At 51.9% G+C, this 24,685-nt stretch carries 18 protein-coding genes and 2 pseudogenes; 13 read left to right on the top strand and 7 right to left on the bottom strand.

The window, feature by feature from the left end; translation table 11 throughout:
• The first annotated feature begins 52 nt into the window (after positions 1-52).
• Genes KRAC_RS49785 through KRAC_RS49775 form a run of 3 tightly spaced genes read left to right on the top strand, consistent with a single transcriptional unit; the run spans position 53 to position 3,768 of the window.
• A complete protein-coding gene (locus KRAC_RS49785; RefSeq protein WP_007920371.1) occupies positions 53-1,201 on the top strand; it encodes a tyrosine-type recombinase/integrase in 1,149 nt (382 codons plus the stop codon).
• Complete coding sequence (locus tag KRAC_RS68010) at positions 1,198-3,258, top strand: tyrosine-type recombinase/integrase (RefSeq protein ID WP_007920370.1); 2,061 nt, start codon at positions 1,198-1,200, stop codon at positions 3,256-3,258. Before KRAC_RS49785 ends, KRAC_RS68010 begins: the two co-directional genes overlap by 4 nt.
• A gap of 12 nt (positions 3,259-3,270) precedes the next feature.
• Entirely contained in the window at positions 3,271-3,768 is a 498-nt protein-coding gene (locus tag KRAC_RS49775; protein WP_007920369.1) for a hypothetical protein, read from the top strand.
• 25 nt (positions 3,769-3,793) lie between these two features.
• Here KRAC_RS49775 and KRAC_RS49770 read toward each other — a convergent pair whose 3' ends face one another.
• Positions 3,794-6,547, bottom strand: coding sequence for a Tn3 family transposase (locus KRAC_RS49770; protein ID WP_007920368.1), 2,754 nt, complete (start codon positions 6,545-6,547; stop codon positions 3,794-3,796).
• A gap of 231 nt (positions 6,548-6,778) precedes the next feature.
• Between KRAC_RS49770 and KRAC_RS49765 the strand changes: the two genes are divergently transcribed.
• From KRAC_RS49765 to KRAC_RS49740, 6 genes and pseudogenes are all read left to right on the top strand, one after another.
• On the top strand, positions 6,779-7,831 hold the full coding sequence (locus tag KRAC_RS49765; protein WP_007920366.1) for a tyrosine-type recombinase/integrase: 1,053 nt from the start codon (positions 6,779-6,781) through the stop codon (positions 7,829-7,831).
• Positions 7,832-8,047: 216 nt separating this feature from the next.
• Positions 8,048-8,734, top strand: coding sequence for a response regulator transcription factor (locus KRAC_RS49760; RefSeq protein ID WP_007920364.1), 687 nt, complete (start codon positions 8,048-8,050; stop codon positions 8,732-8,734).
• Positions 8,731-10,005 (top strand): sensor histidine kinase, encoded by a 1,275-nt coding sequence (locus KRAC_RS49755; protein ID WP_007920362.1) that lies wholly within the window; start codon positions 8,731-8,733, stop codon positions 10,003-10,005. Before KRAC_RS49760 ends, KRAC_RS49755 begins: the two co-directional genes overlap by 4 nt.
• Positions 10,006-10,358: 353 nt before the next feature.
• Positions 10,359-12,125 (top strand): annotated as a pseudogene (locus tag KRAC_RS77440) (tannase/feruloyl esterase family alpha/beta hydrolase).
• Between the two features lie 695 nt (positions 12,126-12,820).
• Positions 12,821-13,009, top strand: coding sequence for a metal-sensing transcriptional repressor (locus tag KRAC_RS64140; RefSeq protein WP_052569265.1), 189 nt, complete (start codon positions 12,821-12,823; stop codon positions 13,007-13,009).
• 97 nt (positions 13,010-13,106) lie between these two features.
• On the top strand, positions 13,107-13,529 hold the full coding sequence (locus tag KRAC_RS49740) for a cupredoxin domain-containing protein (RefSeq protein ID WP_007920359.1): 423 nt from the start codon (positions 13,107-13,109) through the stop codon (positions 13,527-13,529).
• Between the two features lie 85 nt (positions 13,530-13,614).
• On the opposite strand, the gene KRAC_RS49735 is transcribed toward KRAC_RS49740, so the two are convergent.
• The gene (locus tag KRAC_RS49735; protein ID WP_007920358.1) at positions 13,615-14,841 is read right to left on the bottom strand and encodes an ISAzo13 family transposase; all 1,227 of its coding nucleotides are present in this window, start codon (positions 14,839-14,841) and stop codon (positions 13,615-13,617) included.
• A gap of 69 nt (positions 14,842-14,910) precedes the next feature.
• A pseudogene (locus tag KRAC_RS69845) lies at positions 14,911-15,758 on the bottom strand (IS5 family transposase).
• A gap of 1,064 nt (positions 15,759-16,822) precedes the next feature.
• Here KRAC_RS69845 and KRAC_RS49725 point away from each other — a divergent pair.
• Positions 16,823-17,257 carry a GNAT family N-acetyltransferase gene (locus tag KRAC_RS49725; protein WP_007920354.1) on the top strand — a complete coding sequence of 145 codons (435 nt, stop codon included), beginning with the start codon at positions 16,823-16,825 and terminating at the stop codon, positions 17,255-17,257.
• A gap of 436 nt (positions 17,258-17,693) precedes the next feature.
• Here the strand turns inward: KRAC_RS49725 and KRAC_RS49720 are convergent, their stop codons facing one another.
• Entirely contained in the window at positions 17,694-18,362 is a 669-nt protein-coding gene (locus KRAC_RS49720) for a Type 1 glutamine amidotransferase-like domain-containing protein (RefSeq protein ID WP_007920352.1), read from the bottom strand.
• Positions 18,363-18,591: 229 nt separating this feature from the next.
• Between KRAC_RS49720 and KRAC_RS49710 the strand changes: the two genes are divergently transcribed.
• Positions 18,592-19,494 (top strand): integrase catalytic domain-containing protein, encoded by a 903-nt coding sequence (locus KRAC_RS49710; protein ID WP_007920350.1) that lies wholly within the window; start codon positions 18,592-18,594, stop codon positions 19,492-19,494.
• A 107-nt stretch (positions 19,495-19,601) separates the two neighbouring features.
• Positions 19,602-20,132, top strand: a complete 531-nt coding sequence (locus KRAC_RS49705; protein ID WP_007920348.1) for an AAA family ATPase — start codon at positions 19,602-19,604, stop codon at positions 20,130-20,132.
• Positions 20,133-20,246: 114 nt separating this feature from the next.
• On the opposite strand, the gene KRAC_RS49700 is transcribed toward KRAC_RS49705, so the two are convergent.
• Positions 20,247-21,956, bottom strand: coding sequence for an IS1634 family transposase (locus tag KRAC_RS49700; protein WP_007904300.1), 1,710 nt, complete (start codon positions 21,954-21,956; stop codon positions 20,247-20,249).
• A 200-nt stretch (positions 21,957-22,156) separates the two neighbouring features.
• Here KRAC_RS49700 and KRAC_RS49695 point away from each other — a divergent pair, with 200 nt between their 5' ends.
• Positions 22,157-23,299: a phosphotransferase gene (locus tag KRAC_RS49695; protein ID WP_007920347.1), complete on the top strand. Its 1,143-nt coding sequence runs from the start codon at positions 22,157-22,159 to the stop codon at positions 23,297-23,299.
• 8 nt (positions 23,300-23,307) lie between these two features.
• Here the strand turns inward: KRAC_RS49695 and KRAC_RS72975 are convergent, their stop codons facing one another.
• Entirely contained in the window at positions 23,308-23,445 is a 138-nt protein-coding gene (locus KRAC_RS72975) for a hypothetical protein (RefSeq protein ID WP_157508036.1), read from the bottom strand.
• Positions 23,446-23,699: 254 nt separating this feature from the next.
• On the bottom strand, positions 23,700-24,404 hold the full coding sequence (locus tag KRAC_RS72970) for a hypothetical protein (protein WP_157508034.1): 705 nt from the start codon (positions 24,402-24,404) through the stop codon (positions 23,700-23,702).
• Positions 24,405-24,685 lie beyond the last annotated feature (281 nt).

Raw genomic sequence — 24,685 nt, 5'->3', positions numbered from 1 at the left:
CTCGTTTCTTTTACTAAGATCAGGTGTTCTAGAGATGAAGGAGGAATGTTTCATGAAAGTCCAACGAACGAAGCAGAATGACTGCTCCGAAGTGTCGTATCAACTTTTAGATGGAAACGATCAGCCTATCGAAGCCGTCTCCGGCTTCATGCGCCATTTACACGCTCGCGGTTTTTCGCCAAATACGCAGGCCGCCTACGCCTACGATCTGCTTCACTTCATGTCTTTTCTCGAACAGCAGCAGTTGACCTACCTTGACTTCACTCCAATCCATGCACTCGACTTGTTGGCTTATCTGCGCGCCGTCCCGAATCGGAAACAGGTTCAACGACTGGGCCTTGTCCTGTGTACGACCGAGGCCAGCCAGCCTGCTACTCATCTTTCTGCTTCCAGTATTAATCGTATTCTCGCTGCAGTTTCTTCGTTCTATGAATATCTCATCCTTTCTGGGCGATTGTCTGGCAGGGAGAATCCGATACAGAAAACCGATGATCCTGTAACTGCGCGAGTGCCGACGCGCCATCAGCCTTTCATGGGACATGCCAGCCAGCAACGCCCCATTCGTCGCGTAGTCCGAGTCAAAACGATCAGCCGGGTTCCACGCCCGATGAGTGAGGAGCAAATTACTGCTCTGCTGGGTTCACTACGAAATTGCCGGGACAAGGCCATGATCTTGCTCATGCTGCAAGGGGGGTTGAGACCAGGCGAGATCCTCAATTTACATCTGGAGGATATCCAGTATGGGAAAAGGCGTGTGATCGTTCGGTATCGCGATGATCATCCGAAGGGAGTGCGTACCAAATCGCGGCGTGAGCGCGTCGTCGATTTGTACGAACCGGAAACGCTCCTGACACTGAGTACTTATGTGATGCAAGAGCGTCCCCAAGAAGGAGAGAGTTCTCTGGTGTTTCTGGTAGGTGGTCAGGGAAAACGTCGTTTAGAGCCGCTGGGCTATCACGCGCTGGTCAAGTTATTTGAACGCCACTGCGAGCGGCTTAGCATTCGAGAGCCGTGGGTCACGCCTCATGCCCTCCGACATACCCATGCTACACGCATGTGGGAAGGAGGCATGCGAGAGTTAGCCTTGCAGAAACGCTTGGGACATGCTTCGCCAGAATCAACACGGATGTATACCCAGGTATCTGATCCGATGATGGTTGTAGAATATCAACGAGCTCTGGGGAAAGGAGAGAGCCAATGACATCGCTTCTTTCCCACCAGCCAGGAGGTGCGCCGCGCCATGCGCCGGCTGAGGAATATCATGCGTTTGTTCGGCGTCACTACCCCAATCTGGAGACCGAGTACTTTCATCAGAGCTGCTACGCTCAGTTTCTCCAGGCTTATCCAGATCTCCAAATGTGGTTTGAGGCTCCCTTAGTGGAGCGGGTAGGTCGGCTCTATGGAACCGGCCCACGAGAATGGTGTAACCGGGTATCTTATCGAGCTCGTCCCTATCTGTATTTCCTGGTCTCACGAGGATACGCCACGTTGGACTGGGATTGGCTGATCGCCGTGCCAACTATTCACCTGGAGCCATTGCTGCAAGAAACTGGCTTGGCGATGGCGATGCAACAACTCATCGATGAAGGGGTTCATCTTGGCTACAGCCCTCGAAGTTCTCAGCAACGGATGAACTGGGTGATCACACATCTGCTGCTGCATGAAGTGTTTCTTCCTCTCGAGGCTTTGAATGATCGTCACTGTCAGGCACTCATCGACGCCGTCAAGCGTTTTGGCACGCGGGAAGATGTCTCCTCGTTTTTCGGCTCACCGCAGAGATACCGGAAAGCACAGGCAGCGTGGACGGCCGTGCTCTACAAATTTCATGTCATTTTGTATCATCGAGGACAATCCGAGATTGAGCCACGGGTCATCATGCCGCTCTATGCCCACCGACCTACCTTGAAGCCAGGCATGGAAGCTGTGGCAAAGCGCTATATTGCTGCCAGGCAGCTCACTGATCGACCAGGCACGATCCAAGGTCTGGAGCTAGCGCTTCGTCGCTTCATTGGATGGCTTGCAGAAACCCATCCTTTTGTTGAATCCTGGGCTTTGGTCACCCGCGATCATCTCCTGGAGTATGCAAACTTCCTTGATCATGGCGCAACAACGCGAGGAGGAAAGCCGCTTGCCACCAATACCAAACGCGGCCGTCTCTCCAAGCTCTCTCGTTTCTTCAGTGATACCGCTACCTGGGGATGGGAAGAGACACCAGGGCGTTCACTGTTGAGTGTTGGGGATCTGCCCAAACTCCCAGAGCGAGTTCCTCGCTACATTCCCGAAGAAGAGCTGGAACGGCTCATGCAAGCTGTTCATCAACTTGACTGTCCTTACCAACGCGCTGCCCTGCTCATTGCCCGATGGAGTGGAGCGAGGCGCGGTGAGATTCGTCGCCTTGCGCTCAACTGCTTAGACCGCTATCCAGACGGGACAGCCAGGCTCCACATCCCTGTGGGAAAAACAAAGCGAGAGCGTCTCATTCCTTTACATGAGGAGGCTGCCTCGGCCATTCGAGAACTTCAAGCACTCCACCGTGGTCAACGTGGCCTCTCTGATGAACACACTGGCGTTGAGACTCAGTATCTTTTCATGCGAATCGGTAAACTCTATTCAGATACCTATCTCTTCGGCAGTGCACTGCGACTGGCATGCGAAACAGCTGGACTGGTCACCAAGCAGGGAAAGCCAACTGTGACGGCTCATCGATTCAGGCATACAGTGGGCACCCAATTAGCAGAAAAGGGGGCCAGGCTCCACACCATCATGAAAGTGCTTGGTCATACATCGGCGAGCATGTCTATGGTGTATGCACAAATTAGTGATCGAGAGGTCCTCAAAGATTACCAAGCGGTTCTAGGCCCCGGCGCAACTCTTGCAGGACCCTTTGCTGAGACCCTCAAATCTGGCGAGTTACCGGCCTCATCAGTCGACTGGCTCAAGTCAAATTGGCTCAAGACTGAGCTAGAGCTCGGCAGATGCCTGCGCCTTCCCCAAGAAGGTCCCTGTGAGTGCGATCTCTATCTGACCTGCGCCAAGTTTGTGACCTCGCCTGCATACGCACCGAGGCTGCGCCATCGCCACCGAGTCGAACAAGATCTTATTGAAGACGCTATGAAGCATGGATGGCAACGCGAGGTCGAACGGCACCAATGCACGATTCGACGTCTTGAGCAATTGCTTACTGATCTTGGCGAACCGCTTGACGGGCCAGAGGCCACTGACTACAATGATGAACAAAGCACAAACATTACACTATGAGAGGATAGACCCATGGCTCCATCAGAAGCGACGCCACGTATCTCATTCACGCTCTCGGTGTGGGCTGAATATCACCAGTTCTATCTGCAGGATGAACAGGCAGAACTAGACACGCCCGACGATTGGGGAGAACAATTAACCACGCAGATGATCGCGGTGGAGCCTGGGATCGTTGGCGTCGCTACAGTACGGAATATGGATGTCCCACTCCGTGTCGATCTTCTGGATGGTCGACCAAACGACGATTTCAGCGCTTGGGATCATGTGGCAGAGGCAAGTCTGGATGCACCCTCTGGTCAGATTGTGATTGCTGGGTGCATGGACTACTTTCCTGATGCAAAGCGGCTTCCAGTCTCACCTGGCTGCTATCGGGTTCGTATCTATTACGGTGGGCTGGATACGCTAAGTCCAGATGGTTTAGAGGGAGAAGATCATTATCAGGTGGCTGTTTGGCCTGAAAAGCATGCAGATCCTACAATTCCGAAAAAATGGCCATCACTACGAGCATGAATATCTTTAGGATGTAGAGAAGTGTCTACATAACAACATATTTAATGTGTTTCTCGCTTTCTTCTGTGGTAAGCGCGTTGATTTTGCCATCATTGCCGAAAGAGAGCCACTTACTGAAGGCGTTAAATTGTTCCATTTTGTTCGTGGTTTGCTGAATGATTTCGCGGAGTTTGGCATCAGAGATATATTGTAACAAGAAGACCGTGCGAATGACGCATCCCAGCTCGCGGAATGCCTGGTAGAGGCGATTTTTTCGGCTGTAACTGGTTAATTTGCGCAGCAGCATCGAGGGCAAGACCTTGCCCGCTTTCATCGAGAGGACAACACGCAGCAGATCCTGCCAGTGAGTTTGAATCAGTTCCCAATCGATGGCCTCTTCGCAAAAGAGCGACTCGATATGTTGGTAGTGGGTATCTTTGCTGGGACGGTAGAACTTGAGGTCTTTCCAGTTGCGGATACGAGGCATCAGCTTGATTCCTAAGAGATGCGAGAGCGCGAAGACGGGGAGGTTCTGGCCCTGAGTGTCTGCATGAATTGTATCTGGTTGGATATCCGACTGGTTTTTCATTAACCCATCAATGATGTGTACTGCCTCCCAGACTCCGCACGCGATAAAGTGGGAGAAAAGCAGGATATACATGTCACTCACATGATGATAGGCAATGCCTCCAAATCCCCCGTAGCGAATATGTTTCTCCGCCAGCAAATTTTCTTCGGCCAGGTCGTACTGTGTTCCATCGGCGGCAACTCGTTTTCCTGTGCCCCAACAGCGAGGAAGAGGACAGCGGTTAAAACGGTTAATAATGTCCCGGATAGCGGCTTCGAGTTTCTCGACCGTAACATGCCGACGGTTGATGGTCGCCAACATGTCCCCGGTAATCTCTCCATGGAAATGGCGGGCCAGTTGATACGGTCCCAGGTGGCTGGCATACGCAAACGCGGTCAGGATATGGCGTGCCCGCGCATCTTCCATTTTCGGATCGGCACCCGAGAGTGGGCCGAGATGGCGTGTCCACTTGGTCCAGTAATCAATCCGGCACAAGACATCGAGAACATGAGATTCCGGCATGCGTTCGGCGACCGCCGTTTCCAGTTTGGCAAAGCTCCTCGGCGCCGTTTTGCGCAGAGGCTTCTTCAGCATCGGCTCCCCTTTCTCGGTAATCACTAATTCTTGATTCTCTGGCTTCGTGCGATCAACCTCCAGAGCAACCTCTGTCAGCCAGCGCTTGAGATTTTCGACAAAGCCCTGTGCAGACGTTTCAAAGCCCAGTTGCTGACAATATTCAGCCACCTGCGGCTCGCATGCTTCCCAGCTCAGGAGCTGATCGCGATAGTCAGCAAACTGCTCCGAGCCACGAATGCACAGATCTCCGGTTTTGAGTTCTGTTGCCACATACGTCAGGACACAGGTTTCCAGGTGCTGGCGGATAAACCAGTCTTTCCCTCTCCGTCGCTTCTGAACCGTTCGGAGCCAGTCTCCGTTCGCAAAGGAGAGGTCGATGGTAGCTTCGAGATATTTCTTCGGGTCATGTTCATGTTCCAGAATGAACGTCACCGCATTCATTAATGAATGATCTGCTGTTGTTGCGTGAATGTCGAGCACCTTGAGCACCTGAAAGAGCGCTTTCCGGTGACTGGCGTAGAAACGCCAGAGGAACGGTTGATACCGATTGCCGTGATGAGCGCTCACTTGCTCACATTGCTCTTGAAGCGCGGCGATGCCCCCTTCTCGCTGAAAGACCTCGCGCACGAGGCTCCCAACCTTCGCATCGTCCTCCGTTTCGGTGGTGGTTTGGAGCAGATCCGCCAGCACTTCGACTAGGTGCTCGGTGATTTTTCGCTCGCTCGCCCGCAAGCGCTCTAATTCTTCCCTGGCACGATCATGCAGTTTACTCATCCGTTTCAAAAACATGTCGGCAATTTCATCGCGCGTGGAGATGGTTTCCTGATGAATGAGGCAAACCAGAAGGGTCAACCGTTTGGGAAGCGTGAAGTCGCGCAGGTCGTCCGCGTGAAGCGCGCGGGCCTCCGCTGCGAAGTGGGTGATTTTGGCAGGAGCAAGATCTTCCAGGAGTCGCGCCATATTGCCCAGCGAAAGTAACCAGGTGAGTCGCGTCGTCCAGTTCTCCAGATGGGTCAGGGTTGCGCTTTTAGGAGCTTCTCGCAAGCGATTAAACTCGGTGAAATACCCGGTCGGATTGGTCTCAACTAACTTCTCTAATAGTGCTTGTTCCGCTTCGGTGAGCCGTGAAAGCACCGTTTGAAAGATCCGCTGGTGTGCGAGGTTGCGGAGGCGGCGAACCAGAAGATCAAGTGTACTGAACGCTGGAAGTTCACAATTCTCTTTGACCAGTGTTTCGATGGCTACATTGATCAGATCAGCGGGATCGTCCATGACCAGAACCACCTCGCTGATGGCTTTGAGGGCCACATGACGAATATGCTTGATATCTCCGTTGATCTTGAGGTGCGTGCGAATAGCGGCATGATATTTGTAGAGGGTACGCGGCGTAATATCTGGCACCAGATCTTTGGGAAGCTCCATCTCCCCTCGGATATGACTGATGATGGCCCCTGGGATAAGCTTCGGAGCCGGAAAGTAGCCCAGCTTTTGAAAGACTTTCAACAAAATCATCAGAGCGAATTTCTGGTTGGGGCCACGAGCTATCATGCTCACGAAGGCCACGTCTGCTGGCGTTGGGGTGTACAGTTCGATCAGTTCTTTGGGTTGCGGTGCACGGAAAAAACCTGGGTAGGCGGTACGATCAATCGATGTCATCTGCATCCTCTCTGTCTACTTGTAACCTTTATAATCCATATATGCGCATATATGGAGACATCACCGTTCAGTATACTGAGAGGACCAAAAAACAGGCGCAAACCCATATTTTCACCTATTTCTTCCCAAAATACACCAACCCCTTATGCTCAACGCCATCATCATGCTATACTGCTAACGCCAGAAAAAAACAGGCGAAAAAACAGAAACGGGTAAAAACCCATAACGACTATGGCGATCATCCCTCTCTCTCCTGAAGAAGTCTTACCGTACTGGCTTGAGGAATTACAAGCCAACGATCGTGCCAGAGGCACCATTCGTCGCTACAGAAGCGCAGTGGAGGGTTTCCTCGTCTGGTATGAATGCTGTGAGCAACGTTCACTCACCTTTGCAACGCTCACGCCCATCACCCTGGTCGGGTACCGCAATGACCTGCAACGTACCCAACGTCGGGCCACCAGTACCGTGAATGGACAGATCAGTGCTTTACGAGCCTTTTGCGCCTGGCTCACGGAAGAGCACTACCTGGAGACCAACCCGGCGAGACACCTCAAGTTGGTTGGTCGGCAGGAGGTCTCTTCTCGTGAGGGTCTGGATGACGCTCAGGTCAATGCTCTCTTGCGTCAAGCTCGTACCTCTCGCGATCCCTTGCGCAACTATGCCATTGTCCAGGTGCTCTTACAGACAGGTATCCGTCTGGATGAGTGCAGCCAACTCACGCTCGACGACATCGAATTGGGCGAGCGAAGCGGACGGGTCACGATCCGACAAGGCAAAGGCAATAAGGCATGTATGGTTCCCCTTAATGCTTCAGTACGTCAAGCCTTGGCCGAGTACATGGCTTCTCGTTTGAACTGTGATCCAACCGTGAAAGCTGTCGCACGCCACTGGCCAGCTTATTCATCTGATAGCCCCACCATTCCCCTCTGGCTGAGCCAGAAAAAAGGCATCCTCACCACTTCGGCCATGCGACAGATGATTGATGTGCTCGTCCGCGATACAGCTACGCGTGGGCTGGTGCCAGCCCAGACAAGTGCGCATACCTTGCGACACACCTTCGCACGCAACTATCTGGCAGAACATCCCGGCGATCTCGTGGGACTGGCCAGTCTCTTGGGGCATACTTCTCTCGATACCACGAGAATTTATAGCCTACCAACTCTTGAGCAACTCTCCACGCGAGTTGAACAGTTGCGACAAAACGCCTACGCAGAGGAACCTCCTCTGAACTCCATTCCTAAAAGGGGGAGACGGCAAGACAAAAGTGACACTCACACTCAATGAAAATCTCTCTCAGCAGTTACAGGACGCTGCTCTTCAAAACGAGGGAACTGTTGAACCCTTTCTTCGCGTGTTGTACGGTTCGGCAAGGTAGGGGTTATCCCCACAATTGCGGGAGGGCTTTGAGATGCACGGTTAAAAAGACGTAACAATTGAGCACTCATTAAATGTTTCACTGTTCCAATGGTCTGGAAAGCCGGAAAGCGAGGAAATACACGAATGAAAATCCTGTATGTGGAAGATGAAAAATATATGGCAAGAGCCATTGCGCAAGTGCTGAAAAAAAACAACTATAGCGTGGATGTATGCTACGACGGAGAAAGCGGTCTTGACATGGCGCTCACCGATTTATATGACATCATCATCTTAGATATTCTGCTTCCCCAAAAAGACGGTATCAGCGTTTTGCGAGAACTGCGCCGAAAGGGAAGGGAAACTCCGGTGATTCTTCTGACTGCCAAAGGTGATTTAGAAGATAAAGTAGAAGGCCTGGACAGCGGCGCGGATGATTATTTGCCAAAGCCTTTTCAGGCGGAGGAACTGCTGGCGAGGCTACGGGCATTGGGGCGGCGAAAAGGTCAATTCCTCCCCGACGGTTTGCTGCGCTTTGAGGACATCGAGCTCAACCCTCATACATTGAATCTGTATTGCAAAGGCAATTCTTTTCATTTAACTCTGAAAGAAAGCCAGCTTTTGGAACTCCTTATCAGGAACAAAGGGACGCTTCTCTCACCGAACTTGATTATCGAAAAACTGTGGGGCTATGACACAGAAGCCGAGGATAGCCATGTACGTGTGCATGTGGCATTTCTGCGGAAAAAGCTGGCGCTGCTCCAATCTGTTGTAGGCATTAAGAACGTTCGTGGAGCGGGCTACGTTCTCTTCACGGGAGAGGGAAATCAATGAATATGCTAAAAAAACTGCGGAACAGACTGCTTACCTTGCTCACAACAGTGATTGCTCTTGTCCTGCTGATTGCCTTTGCGGTCGTTTATCTCAGCACATACACGAATGTGCAGCAGGAGCAAGGCAAACGGCTTGACGAACTTGCTTCGCTTCCCTTCGCATCGTCTACAAACAACGAAAAGTTTGCAAGGAGCAGCACGATTAACTTTGCGCAAGCTTTTATCCTCTACGTGGATAACAATGGACGCCTGGTAGATAAGTTATCGTATCTGGACATGCCGGATTCCGAATATCAGACCGTTTTGAAAAACATCTGGAATCCACACAAGCTGGGGGGAACCATAGCAATTGAAGGGCGAATATGGCAGTATCGTATTACAAACATCGAAAATGTTGATAAGACAGACGTAGGCAGAGAACCGCCGCCCAATCCAGAGAATCTCGATTATAAGATTTCTTTCATCGATATCACCGATTCAAGCCAATCACTGACACAACTTTTCATGACGTTTTCCATTGTTTGGGTGATTGTGGTGGGCGTTGTCTTTTTGCTCAGCCTGTGTTTCGCCAACCTCTCCATCCGTCCCATCGAGGAAAGCACAAAAAGGCAAAAGCAGTTTGTCGCGGACGCTTCCCACGAACTGAAAACGCCGCTGGCGATTATCAGCGCGAACATAGACGCCATAGAAGCCAGCGGGGAGGAAACCGTGAACAGCCAGAAGGAGTGGATTTCCTCTATCCGCTCGGAAGTATCACGAATGGGCAGGTTGGTGGGCGACCTGCTATATCTTGCGAAAGCAGAGGACGCAAAAGAAAAATTGATGACTTTTGATTTGAGCATCGTCTGCGAAACCGCTGTCGCCTCCATGGAAGCCATCATGTACGAGAAAAACAGACGTCTTTCCACGGAAATTGAAAAAGACGTTTCGGTCAGAGGCGACATGGAGAGAATCAAGCAAGCGGTGCTTATCTTGCTCGACAATGCCGCGAAATATACTGATGAAAATGGCGACATACATGTTACCTTGCAAAAATTGAAGCAACATGCGATTTTTCGTGTAAAGAATACTGGCAAGGGAATCCCACCAGAAGATGTACCGCGCATATTTGACAGATTTTACCGACCGGATTCTTCCCGCTCAAAGGACAGCGGTGGCTTCGGATTAGGGCTTTCCATCGCTAAATCTATTGTAGAACGTGCAGGAGGAAAAATTTCCGCTCAAAGTAATCTGGGGCTCACTACATTTTCAATTGCGCTGAAATCTGAATAAGAAATCTGATGGAAGAATAAGAACATGATCATTGGCCATTGGGAAAACCCAATGGTCAATTTTTTGACGATTAAACATTCATTAAACACTCGCCCCTTATCCTTAGAACCAAGTAAACATGGCTGGCACACTCGCCAATTGTTCAAGGAGGGATCAAGTGTATATTCTCAAGACGCGCTCAAAAATCTTATACGCAACAGAGGCAGGAATATTCTGGTAGCGGCGATATTTTCATCATCGTCGCGACAACCGTGGTGGCTGCTCTCTATTGTGAGTGCCAGGCAGCCTAGACTGTCCGGCTGATGGATATGGTTATCCTCGCATTTCCCACAAAGCAGAAAAGATAAGTGTTTATGGCTTCATTCCTGAGAGGAAGAAAAGGAGTTCCAGATTTGAACCAACTCCAACGATTCGTCTTGACCCATACTCGCCTCGTCGGTATCCTCGCCCTGACGATGGCTCTGCTCGTCAGCATCCTGGGGAGTGGTGTGGGCAGCAGCCTTGCTGCGCGATCCTCCTCCGTGATCCACGCCCGGACCACCTCCACGCTTCCCATCATTGCTCCGGTGATCTCCTGCGACCAGCTTGCGCAGCACGACTTTGGCAGCGTGCCTGACGCGCCAACCAGGATTTTTTGGGCGACGGTGGTGACGGCGACGTCCACCACACCAGAATACTGCGATGTCAACGGCTATATTTCGCCGCAGACGCAGTTCGACCTGAAGCTGCCGACCACCACCTATCAAGGGCGCTATCTGCAAGAGGGCTGCGGTGGCTTCTGTGGCTTCATCCCTCACAACTTCTTTCCGTCCTGTGATGCCCAGTTAGGAGGGGACTTCGCTCTCGCTATTGAAAACGCGGGACATCTCGGTGCCAAGGATACAGATGGTGCCTGGGCCCTCGACGATCTACAACTGCGCCTCGAATTTGGCTCTCTCTCAGAGCACGCGCTGGCCCAGGCAACCAAAGCGATCATCACGACCTTCTACGGCCAGCCACCTAGCTACTCGTACTTCGATGGCTGCTCAAGTGGCGGGCAGGAGGCACTCCAGGAGGCGCAGCGCTATCCAGGCGATTTTGATGGCATCATCGCTGGGGCCCCGGCTAACATCATGGCCCCACTGGTCGCAGAGGTCCAGGTCTGGTACGCGCGCGCCAACCTGGATGCTCAGGGCCATCAGATCTTGACGGCGGACAAACTGCCCGCGCTGCATGCCGCAGTGATGTAAGCCTGTGCTGGCGTTGACGGCCTGATCGATGACCCGCGTACCTGTCATTTCGATCCCGAAAGCCTCCAATGCCCCAGCGGAACAGACACATCTACCTGCCTGACCCCTGCTCAGGTCGAGACGGTGCGCAAGCTGTACGAGGGCCCGGTCGACGCGCAAGGGCGTCATCTCTACATCGGCGGCGAACCCTATGGGTCCGAACTCGCGTGGGCTAGATGGATTATGGCGCCACCGGACGACCCCAAACAGGGCCCTGTACCCGAGGCTCAGGCGTTGGCGGAGAACTATCTCAAGTACATGGCATTCCAGGTGGGCAAGGTGGGTCCCTCCTTGCAGGACTGGCAGTTCACGATCGCCGGCTTCAACGCGCTGCGTCCGATGGGCGAGATCTACAACGCCACCAATGCGGACCTCAGCGCGTTCCGGGCGCATGGTGGCAAGTTGCTCATCTGGCAGGGCTGGGCCGACCAGGCGATCCCACCGTTCGGCACCACCGCCTACTACGACGCGGTGCAGGATCGTATGGGCGGCTTGCAGCAGGTGCAACAATTCGCCCGGCTCTTCATGGTCCCCAGCATGTATCACTGTAACGGTGGGTACGGGCCGAGCCTGTCCGATGCCGATATGATCGCGTCGATGGTGACCTGGGTAGAGCTGGGAATTGCTCCGGAGAAGATCGTTGCCTCCCAAACCACCGGTGGCCCAGGCAGTCCTGGACAGGTAGTCAGAACATTTCCCGTGTTCCCCTACCCTGAGCAGACGAAGTATGCCGGACAGGGGAGCATTAACGACGCGAACAACTACGTGGGCGTCATGCCACAACCTTTGCCTGACGATGACTACAACTGGGTGGGCAATGACCTCTTCAACGCACAGGAAGGGACCAACTGAAACCAACGAGGTCGAGCCGGCGAACGCCTGATGGAACGTTTCACCGGTGGAATGGAACGATCCATTCCGTGCAATGGCAAGCAGGATTTCACAGCAGCGCACGGGAACGTCTCAAGAAGACGTTCCCGTGCGCTGCTGTGAAATCGGTCGAGGTCTCACCCAATTTATTACCTTATCAGGTCATTATTGCAAATTGCTCTAATTCCTACCATTTCGTTATCCGGGAGATACCTCAATAGCAGTTGTGCGCACTTGAATATCAAGCCAAAGCTCTTTCACGAAGAGTGTATGCTTGCAACCTTCTTTCTCTCCAACAACTATACCCCCCCGCAGGGGGTTGACAACGATGATCCCGATGAAGTATAGTGCAAAGGAAACACCCATACCCAGTGGGTATGGGTGTTGCTAGATCGTTAGGAAGATGCGTTTTTTCGCCTCGATCATCAACGCTCTGCCTTCGCTTCCATTCCAGATCATGGTCACTCTTGCCGTTTGCACGAGTGATAGCTTTGACTCCACGAAGAAGGAAACAGCAGAAGTGCTAGAGCTTTCGTTGCGGATAGAGAAGAACGCACATGGTTCTGTGTTGCAAGAGACCAAGGAGAAAGAGAAAGGGTATTTCTATGCGAGCTGAAAAGCAGGAAGTTTGCCACCGACTTCGGTATGTTGAGGGGCACTAGGGTGGTATTCGTAAAATGGTCGAAGAGGACAAGTATTGTGTCGACATCTTACATCAGACCCAAGCCGTACGCAAGGCACTTGAGAAGTTCGAAACGCTTCTCCTCGAAAGCCATTTGCGGACCTGTGTTCCTGAAGGGGTTACGGCTGGCAATGAAGGCACGATTGTTCAAGAGTTACTTCAACTCGTGGATACGTCGCGCTAGCCGTACTTTTCTCTTCTGCCTCTTGCGAATCGTAGGCGCATTGTTCCTCTCTCTGAAGCGTGCATTCACAGAGAAAGTACAACCTAAAGGAGTTTGCATGAAACGTTTTCTCGTCGTTTTTCTGCTGCTGACATTTGCTCTTATCCTGGTTGGGTGCGGACAGACAACGAGCACCTCGAAGGGGCAGACAGTGAACGTTACCCTCTCTGAGTTTAAGATAGAAACGTCTGTTTCGGCGTTTCAGCCAGGCACGGCATACCAATTTTCCGTCACGAATACGGGTAAGACCGACCATGAGTTTATGATTCTGCCCTCTTCTCAGGGAAATATGAGCGGTATGTCAATGGATGAGATGGACAAAATGGCGCTCGCGAGCATCGGTACGATTCATCTGGGGGAAACCAAAACGCTTGAGTATACCTTTCCATCTTCTACCGCTGGAACACAACCTGAGTTTGCCTGTTATCTCCCGGGGCATTATGAGGCAGGAATGAAACAAGACGTTCATATTCGTCAGTAATAGGTATGATATTCCTCACCCTTCCGATTTCGCACACGATGCGGAGATCGCGGGGGCGAGGAATTGGTCCTCTTAGGGCTCCCGCCTAAATAAGCTGATCAGAAGAGGGCAAAGCGTGCGGGAGAATGGTATAGTTCCATTCACCGTGAAACGTGTCCCTGAGAAGACGCAAAGCTGCCAGTTCCTTGTCAGTGACTTTTGTTCCTGTCGGATAGGTCTGGCTATCCTTCTGAGCTGTGACGGTTAAGCCCTCGGTGGTGGTCGTATGAGAAATCAGCTCCAACACCACTTCCAGGGAGGTGAGGGGTGTGGCGCGCCAGTTGATCGAAATGAAAGAAAACAGCCGGTGCTCAATCTTCTTCCACTTGCTCGTGGCAGGCGGGTAATGCGCCACCGTGATGGCAAGCTGTTCTTCATCAGCCAATTCTTGGAGTTTCTTCTTCCACAAGCGATTTCTGACCCCGTTGGAACCTCCTCCATCGGCTGTAATCAAGAGCGCCTTCTTCCCTGGATAGAGGGCTTTGCCCCGCTGCTGCCACCAACGTCGGATACTTTCTACCGCAAACTCAGCGGTGTCATGATCGATGCCTACATTGACGAATCCGTGATTGTGAACCAGATCGTAGATCCCATAAGGGATAGCTTTGCCATTGGCCAGCGAGAGAAAGTCATACACATTCACCTCGGTCGCTTCCCCTTTCGCTTGCCACTCGGCCCCATTGTTCTTGAACTGGCCCAGCAATTCTTTCTTCTTACAGTCCACAGAAATAATCGGGTTTCCGTGCTGCTCAAACTCCTGGCATGTAGTGCGGATGTGCTCAAATTGCTCATCGCGATCAGGATGCGATGTTCCCTCAATATTTTTCTTCTTGGCACGCAGGGAGTAGCCACGCGCGCGTAAAATCCGTCGAATGGTGGTCTCAGCCACCTCGTGCCCCATTCGCTCCAAAGCCTCTTTCAGGTGCGCCACGCTCTTCGTCGTCCACTTAAGCAGACTCATCGGATCGCCCTTGGGTTCCAGTAAACTTTCCAGATCGGTCAGCAAACTCGCATCCTTCTCCACTGCTTGCTTGCGTCCTCCCCCCTCCTCGCGCTGTCGGTCCCCCGTGTTATAGCGTTCGCCTGCTTCAACTTCTCGCAAGCCACGCCGGATCGTGTTTTGTGATACCCGTGCTTCTTGTGCGACTTGAGCCACTGACCCTCGCTCCTGTGCTTCCAAGGCCAGATAGTGTCTCCACTGCTTCTCATTGAGCATCTCACGCATGTGCTCATATTTTTCTCTTCGACTGACTTGCATCATGCCCGCTCGCATGACATCTCCCAGTTATGATGTCAAGTTATTTCGGCGATTTCCCTTAGAAGGTGTGCAGAATGACACCAGTTAGGGAGCGGCGCGAGCCAGCCTGGCCACCATCAGTTTACTCATCGCGAGATAGATCAATGCCTCGCTACTCGAATAGGTGCCCTCATAATCGCGGGAGAGCCGACGGTTCTGGGTGATCCAGGCATTGGTGCGTTCCACTACCCATCGGTGGGGAAGGAGGTGGAAACCTGGGGGAATGATCGCATTCCAGTCGACTTCCTCCCCTTCTTTCACCCAGACGGCGCGAATGCCGGTCCAGGGATGATTCACCACCTCCACACGTACCCCCAGGTGCTCTTTGACCCACTGCTCTCGCGTGGTGGCCTGCATACCCGCTATCGACCCAGATCAGCTGGAGACGAGGCAGCGCTCCTTTCAGAGGCAGAAGCAGAACCTTGCCTCCTTCCCGCTCATCGATGTGAGCGTTCAGCACTTTCACCGCGATCACCAGCCCCTGGGTGTCAACCAGCACAAACCGTTTTCTGCCGTGGATTTTTTTTCCCGCCATCAAACCCGCGCTCATCACCGCGCACCGAACTCGTTTTGATCGATTGACTATCGAGAATGGCGGCACTCGGTTCAGGATCGCGCCCAAGGCTTACGCGCAGATCACGTCGCAGGGCTGCATTCACGTGTTCCCAGACGCCTGCCTGTTTCCACAGGCGGAAATAGAGATACACCGTGCTCCAATGCGGCAAATCATGGGGCATCATGCGCCAGGCACACGCACTCCGCAGCACATACAAGATGCCATTGAGGATTTCCCGCCGCGCAATTTCCTGCGGACGTCCGCCTGGCTTCTCTCCTGGAATCAACGGCTCCAGAATCTCCCATTCTTCGTCTGTTACATCTGATGGATACGGCATCCGCAGAGAGTGAGTACTTTCCCATCATCCCGCTCCTTTCGATAGCTTTGCTCGGCTTTTTTCTCTCCTTTCTCTTTTCTATCGGCTAGTTTTCGGCTTTCTGCACACCTTCTAAGAGCCTATATGCTGTCCACCATCTGGCTCTCATCCTTGCTTGACGCTCCTCACCAAATCAGGCCAATCTTCGTTTTGACGCATATCTGTGCGTGTAGCGCTTTCTTTGACCCATAAGGTGTCCTGTGGTCCATTTCTCGAACACATGGCTCATTTTCTGTGAAAATGACGGACTACTGGTCGTGGATATGGGTCAAAACGGACAGGATATGGGTCAAAACTCGTTTTTTGGCCTTTCTTCATATGGATCGGACTCCCCCCCAAGCCACTGACCTATCAGGTGTCCTTTGGTCCAGAAAAGACCCAGGAGCAGGGAGAGGAAATGGACGGAGCATGACAAACGAACGGACTCCTCTCACCTCAGCGAAATGGCCCATTTTTGTACGAATCCTTGTCGTATCCCAACAAGGCAGAAGTCTCGTGTTGGCAAACAACAGCCTGTCCGCCTTGAGGTGGGAGAACCCCAAGACAAAGGGAGTGCGGAGAACTGTCCTTTTTCTGGGACCGTCGTGGAGCTTCAGTCGGCACAGATTCGAGCGACAGGAGTGGAGAAACTCCAGTGTCCGGCGTGCGGAGCAGCCAGAAAGGCGACAATTCGGGGCGAGCTCGTCATCTATCCCCCTCACACGCCGCTGCGCATTGCGCGTGCAAACAAAGGCCCTTTGTGGATCAGGCAAGGGACAACCTGGACCAAGAGGTAGCGAAGAGCGCAGTGTGCTGTCATTTCTCAGGCAAATTGGCGCGTTTCTCTTTTACCTGAGAAATGACATGTGCCACGAAACTTGATCAAGACATGGTTTGCACATACCGTTAGTAATGCTTGCGATAAAAATGAAAGTTTGTAGGTTCCTTAATGGAGAGTTGACGAAAGAGGTATTATTCATGTAAATTTACAGCACCACTTGGAAAGTTTAAGCGCAGTATAAATATTTTAAGGAGTTGAGATTGCTATGGAAGTATTTATCCGTGAAATTGAAAAAAAAGACTACCCTGCGGTTTTGTCTTTGTGGAATGATGAGATTGGCAATAAATGGGTGACTGCTCAAAACATCGCTCCGCATTATGACAGAGTAAAAAACGATGATAATTACAAAACATTTGTAGCTGTAATTGATAACGATGTTGTTGGATTTGTTGCTTCCGTACAAACTTATGCAGTAGGCTTTGAGGAACAACAGATGCAAATTACTGGTATTGCAGTTAAAATCGATAAAAACAATAAAGGCGTTGGAACAAAGTTGATTCAGTTTATCGAGAAATACGCACAGGATAAAGGCATAGTAAATATTTACTTATGTTGTGGGGTAAAACGTACAAATGCACATGCTTTTTATAAGCGTAATGGTTATGACAATCATTCATGGTGTTTTGGTAAAAAACTTTAATTTCCATCAATTAACAATTTTGGTGGAAAGGCGGTGTATTCGAGTGATAAACCGCCTTTGTATATATTCTCCTATTTGCGCTCCTCGCTCTTTAGGGGTTTGACCCCAAAGCACGACGGGCCTAATTATCTCGTAATTGATCTGTGCGGTATCTTTGAGCAGTGGATGGATCTGTTGCCAATCATTCGTAGGCTCTCTACGTTTATATCGACGTTTCGGCACAAGAACCCCTCTCAGTGCTCTACCAGCACCAGGGGCACTTCCGATGAGAAACGACAACTCTCCATGCTTGTAGTGTACTCAAATCTCTTTGCTCTGTGCAATAATTTTATCGCAAGCATTACTAACGGTATGTGCAAACCATGTCTTAATCAAGTTTCGTGCGCTCCTCGCTCGTTCGGGATGCAAAAACGAACCAGTTCTGTCAACCACCCCATTAAGGCACAAACCGTTTCCAATGGCCTTCGGAGACTACTTCGACAACGTCATCAACCACTTGTATGGCGGTCTGATCGTCAATCGCATACGCTGGCACATCCATCCCAGCGGCCCATCTTTCTGCGTCGGCCATGGTATTTTCCGGCAGAGAGGGGTGATCCAGGTGCGGAAATATGGCAAAATCAACCAGTCCCAGCGTTCTATCGCCACCAGTGGGCGGCTTCCACCCGACGAAGTCCTCCCCGATGCGCGGGGCCATCACCATGCTCCCGGCGCTCAGTCCCACCCAGACCGTCTCGGGAAGCTCCGGCAAGAGATCCGCCAGTCCGGACCGCTGCATCCAGTGGCACAGATACAGCGCATCGCCGCCGTTCACCAGCAGGACGTCTGCCTCGCGGACCCAGGGAATCCAGCGGTCTGCACCGATGCTAGGTAGTGCAGTGAGTTCCAGCACGCCCAAGGACTTCCAACCCAGCTCGCACATGGGTGTAGAGGCCTGCCCAGTGATGAAACGCCATGCCCCACCAGGACTGCCCATGGGGTGCCCGTACCCCGCAGTGGGAATGCAGAGGGCGTTGGCCTCGACAATGGGTTTGCCCAGCAGATCAACCAGAGCGTGACGAATGCTGTCATTTTTGATGCCAGCAGAAGTGAGCAGTAATTTCATGATGCATCTCCTTGTTAATTGAAGGGGAGCCTTGCGGCTCCCCAATTGCATATTAAGAACATTCTCCCATCTGCCAAAGCCAAAAACTTCTCCCATCTTGCTCTTTTGGCCATGAAGAATGACCTCCGCGCATTCCAAAGCAGGCTCTTAGTCTGGACCATTTATGAAATTGACCCATATCATGTCCAACTTTTTTTGAACCATATTGTGTCCGAGGTGGCTAAAACGTTTGGCAAATCACAGGTACATTGAGGAACATTTGCTTCCTGATCCAAAACCAGTGTATGTTATCACCGTCTTTGAGAATTTTTCGCGTATGGTTCTGGCCTCAGCCATTACTCCTACACAAACCCAATGGGACTACCTTTCCGTCTTAGCTGAGGCCATCCACCGCTACGGCACTCCAGAAGCGCTGGTCACAGACGGGGGCGGTCAGTTTTACAGTGCCCAAGCTCTTCAACTGTATGATATGTTAGGCATTCGTAAGGAGAGGATTGACCCAGGAGAACCCTGGCAAAATTATGCAGAAACGTTATTTGCGGTACAAATGAGATTAGCGGATTTCGCATTTGCGAAAGCGCGTACCTGGTTGGAAATCCAGCAGGCGCACCGGACCTGGTGGGTCAACTACAACATCGAGCATCACTCTGCCCACCGGGAACGCCAGAACGGGCGCCATAGCCCTGCGGCGGTACTCCGTGGCGTGCTGGGCCGAACGGTCCCTGAAGAGGTCCTCTCGCGCGCGCTGTACGCCACACAGTTTACCCGCCAGATTGATCGGCATGGGTTTGTGAGATTTAAGCACTGGAAGTTTTACGGCGAGCGCGGATTAAGCGGGGAGAACGTCTCGGTTTGGGTCTACGAAGGCAATCTGAAGGTGGAATATCAGGCCACGGCGCTTGCTCTGTACGAACCAGGTGTTGAGAAAAAGACGGGGGAGATTACCGCAGTGAAGAATTCACGGCGCTTGGAAACGCACTTCCATAGCCCTCAAATGGACCTCTGGCAGATCTCGGACACAGAATGGCTGTTGGCGCTACGCAGGCCAGAGCCGGTTGCGCGTCCGAAGCCAGGCAAGGTCGTGGTCTTGGCAGAGCAACTCATCTTGCCTGAGTTTGGCGCGACTGGGTAGCTCGTGCAGAAACAAAAAGCATATTTGAAAATGTTCTCAGGCGAGTATCCCATGACGGCAAGTAACACTAGTAGCTACGCATAATTGTCTATGAGATAATAAATCTCATGAAAAACCTTATCATCGTAGGCGGCACCATGGGCGTTGGCAAAACTGCCACCTGCCGCGAACTGCAGAAAATACTTCCACGGAACGTATTTCTTGATGGCGACTGGTGCTGGGATATGCACCCATTTGTGGTGACAGACGAAACAATAGCGATGGTGGAGGGTAACATCACTCATCTGCTCAATAGCTTCCTGGCTTGTTCGGAGTTTGAGAACATTATTTTTTGTTGGGTGCTTCATGAGCAAAAGATACTAGACAATCTCATTGCCAAACTCAACCTCGATAACTATACAACATATAGTTTTTCGCTTGTTAGCAACAAACAGGCTTTATCCGAAAGGCTGAACCGTGACATATCAGCAGGAAAACGCGAGCGTGACATCATAGAGCGTAGCACGGCTCGGATACCACTATATGATGAGCTTGATACCGTTAAGATTGACGTAAGTACCATCTCGCCAGCAGACGCGGCACAGCGCATTACAGAGCACATGGCAGACGTTCAGGCCAATCTTGCAAACAAAAAGTAGAAAGTTATACCCAATAGTCCCGGTGACAATTATGCTCTGACGTGCCACTACTTACTTGCTGTCACGGTATACTCGCCTGTTCTCCTTACCGTTCGCTTAAATGTGAGGTCGATATTACGAATCATCAGCTAACCCAAGATAGACAGCAGGAGAGAAGCCAAAGAGGGCCAAAATCTGCTGTTGAAGAGGAGAAAGAGGCGTGACATGCCGCTGTGCAAAACCAGGAGCAGAAATGACCGTCAAGGTCACTTCGCGGAAAGCCTCCAGCAAGCGTTCAGCCGTGGGCTGAGCCGTCCGACGTTTGGGGTTGCCAGCAAAGAGGCCAGCCAGTTCCTCTTTCTGCTCGCCCAGGCGTTGACGTACCACGCCTTCCAGCACAGTCAGAACGCGCAAGGCCAGGGTGAGCAAACGGACCAGCCCGATGCGGTGGTCATCGCGTTGCACGTACAACGGAGCCAGGGACAGAGGCTGGCCTTTGAGGCGAGCGAAGTTGCGTTCCACGAGATATTCATCGCGATAGGCTTCGACGGCTTGCTCCAACGTCAAGTGGTCCATCGGATGGTTGGTGGCATAGACCCGCCAGCCAAGTTGACTCATGGCCCTGGCAAGAGCCGTCTCCTCTCGCGAACTGGTCAGCGTGAAGGTGAGGTCGCGGCGCTCTGCCGACAAGCGCCCCCGATAGGCGCGCACCAGACGCTGGTGGACGTGTTCCTGGATCTGCACCTGCAAGAGCCCCTCGACACGAAACTGCTTGAGAACCGCTTTGATCGCTTCTTCGACTTGCGTGCGCCCTGTCAGGCGAGGTTTGCCTTGTCGCCGGACAGCCAGTTCAGCCAGCGCCTGTTGTGCCTTCTGCAGGCGCTCTTGCAAGCTCGCTCGAGCGGCGTGGGTAGCAGCCATCGATTGAACGAGCAGACGACGCTCTTGCCAGCGAAGTTCCTCTCCGTCTCTCTCGGCGGTCACGATCTGGGTCGTTTCATAGCCTTGAGCGATGCAGATGCTGCTTCCCTTTTCGTCCACGCGACAGACTTCGATCAGTCGGCTGCCGGCTCGGCGTTGGATTTCTACTTCCTGATGTATCTGCTCTGCAGGTGCTTGCAGGGCCGAAAGAGGGCACAGGTAAAAATCCCCTTGCGCAGCCAGACTCGCGCGGGTCTGCAACGCGGCCATCTTGCAATCTCCCACATAGAGCAATCCCTGCTGGTGGAGACCCTCACGCACACGGGCAATGATGGGCAGATACACGGGATCATCGGCGTGCTCGCCCGAGAGCACTTCTGTGGCCAGCGGCAGCCCAAGCGGGTCCAAACCGGCCAGCACCAGTTTGAGTTGGGGCAGATCGGGACGATGATCTTTGCTATGGCCCAATTGCAACAATCCCTGCTCGTTCACCTCGGCATAACTGCTGGCGGTCGTCGTATCGATCCGCACACACATTGCGGGCAGATCGTACACACGAAGCAAATGTCCCATCAGTTCCTGCTCAAATGCCTGCCAGTGAACGTCGTGGGAAAGCAGACGCAGCACATCCGCCAGACGATCATCTGTCAGATCTTGTGGACTCAAGCCATCCATTGCGCATCCTCGCAAGGTTTCCAACCGCCGGCTCCCCCACTCTTGCACCTGATTCATCCGATGGTCGGCTTGCGAAAGAATATGAGCCAACCAGACGACGCTCAACTCACCCACGCTCAGTCCTTGGCGATGGCCGTGCGTGGGGATGTGCTTGTCCAGCAGTTCGCTCAGTTTCATGCGCTGCATGTGGGTGATCAGCAACGGAATATCATCCATTCGTTCCGTTTCAATGCTCAAAGCTTCTTTCATGCCTTGAGCTTATCAGAATCGTGTTATTGCGTCCAGATTTAAGCGAACGGTAAGTTCTCATTTCCGCAAGTCTAGTATACACCTTTTGCGTTTGATGCACATCGGTCTTTTGGGCGATGTGTTTTTCAGCCGAGCTTTGGTATTCTTGAGAACAGGCGAAGAAGCAATGGATTACCATTTGTATTTGCGGGAGAAGAGAAATGCATCAGGTATCGTTCCCTCATGGACCAGAAGAGCTTACTCCTGAATGGTTTACTGCCATCTTTCGGGCAAACGCTCTTCTCATCTCTGAAGCAGTAATCGGGCTTCAACGAGAGGTCATTGGTCAAGACCGAGGCTTCACAGGAGTCATTGTTCGTGTTTTTTTGCAGTACACTCTTCACGAGAAGGGAGCGCCATCTCCTGTGGTGGTCAAGTTTCCAACAGCTTCTCGCACTATGCCCTCGGCGTATCGTACCGCACAATCTCAGGATGTGAGGGCAGCACGTCGCTACTTCGAGCGCTGCTCGCGAGAAGTTCTCTTCTATCAGAAGATTGCTTCTGTGGGAGATCTTCCTGTCCCTCAGCTTTACTATGGAGCAATCGATCATACAACTGATCATGTTATCCTGGTGCTCGAAGACCTGCGTCTTGCTCGTGCTGGCGACGCACTGCATGGATGTACGGAAGCTGAGGCTGCTCTTGTGGTTGACCGGTTAGCACAATTCCATGCACGATGGTGGATGCATCCATTGTTGGAGACCCATTCCTGGCTTCCTTTATGGGGAGGAGACCCACAGGCCGAGCAAAGCCGCTACAGGCAATGCCTTCCTTCTTTTCTCCAGCAATTTGGATCGCGCATCTCTCGTCCTGTTTTGGAGGCGCTCGACGCCCTTACCACGAGCTATGGAGCAGTTCGGTCACGGCTACAGCTCGCGCCAACCACCCTGATTCACGGCGATCTCCATCTCGACAATCTCCTTTTCCCTCCTCAGACCGAGGAGCCAGGCGCGATCATCATCGACTGGCAAAGTGTTGCGCATGGCCGAGGAGTCATTGATCTCGGTCTGTTCCTTTTTGGTTCGCTTGAAATCACGGATCGCAGAGCTGCCGAAGAAAGGCTCTTGAGGCGATACCACGAACTTCTGCAGACAGCGGGTGTGACGGGATATTCTTTCTCCCAATTGATGGAAGACTGCCGGCTGGTGCTCTTATGGCTCTTGGGCGCGAAAGTCGTTTGGCTCGGATCACTTGACGCTACTCGTCTGAATGGACGCGAGCTGGCTCTTGTGAATGCCAGTTTGGCGGAGGACAACTTCACTGCGTTCCTCGATCATAATGCCAGTTCTTCACTTCCCTTGTAGATATGCTGTCATTGCCCGCGAGCTGGAGCACCAGCGACAATGAGCACCTCTTCTACAGGAAACCACCGTCCCCAGCCTCGCACCAGCGCCAAAAGCTGCCCTTTCCTGCGACGGATGGCCACGACCTGACCAATGGGGCAACTCACGCTGGTATTGCCTTTGAACGCTTGGCACCAAATCGCCGCCTTGATGGCCCATTTCCAACGTTCGTGCTACCAGGGGCAAGATAGCAATATTGCTGGAGACGGTTCAGATGTTCAATACAAAAAAACTTGAGGGTTTATTAGGCCCATCGGTGAGATTCTAACGAAAAAAGTAGGCCATTAGCTTTTTCATGCCATGAATTTATGATAAGGCTCGTTTTCCTTCTTGGCTCAAAATATTAAGGTTTTATCGGATTTTACCGAGATCGCGATTGACGACGTTTCTTTCGTTTCTTTGAAAACCTCTGATGTGGTCCTATTTGTCTTTCTTGTCTCGGCGATGCCATGATTTCTCGAGCTAATTGTGTTTCATTCCCTACTGGGTATGTAAATTCTTCAGAAAGTGGCGTTGTAGAGTGTCCAGAGAAATAATCTTGGAGAAGGTTATGGATGAATTTATATCCTCCTCCCACTTTGTCAAGCAAGATACGCTCTGCTGCGTGGTCAAGAAAGCTGGTAGCATTTAAAGGCATCTTTCCTTCAAACTGGAGGAACACACGTAGGATGTAATGTTGTATACATGCGAGTCCACCATACTTCAGTCCAGAAGCCAAAGCAGCACATATTCCAAAAACCAATCCAATGAATAGGGGATTGATAATTAGTTGGGGCGAACTATCGAGTCCAGGGATAAGCCTATCCCACAACCATGTCATAACAGTCGTATCCACGACTGCTATCGAGCCACAAGCGATAGCCCAAATCAAACTATGGTAAAATGAGCGCCGTATTCCTTGATTCGGCCTTACACGCTGATTTTTCTCTAATAAGCTGCTTGACCACCCACCCGCTAACCCGACTGTTATTGCAAAGCTCAGTGATACCACTAGTGGAAGTCCCAATCCTGCAATAAAACCAATAAGGTATTCCTTCGCTAGACCTTCATTGATATGAAATCCCATTCTCATCCCTACGAGAAATAAGTCGATAAATATATTCCGGTCCGTTAATACTCAAGGGCCAAAATAGCCCAAAGAGGTCAACGGATCGGTCTGATGGGGAGCGTAGCAGCGGGACAATTTGGGGTCCCGACAGAAATTCCCCGATAGCTTCTGGTAAGAGCGAGGAAGCGGTAAAGAGGTTCTTCATTTTTCCGTTACGGGTGGAAGGGCCGAGTCGCAAAAACGTTGGTTTCTTGCCTTTCTCACCCTCGGTCAACATCACCCCGCAATAGAGAAACCCT

The organism is Ktedonobacter racemifer DSM 44963 (assembly GCF_000178855.1).
In the GTDB taxonomy this organism is placed as follows: Bacteria; Chloroflexota; Ktedonobacteria; order Ktedonobacterales; family Ktedonobacteraceae; genus Ktedonobacter; species Ktedonobacter racemifer.
The sequence above is the reverse complement of the archived record's forward strand: the minus strand, read 5'-3'. Positions and strand labels throughout refer to the sequence as shown.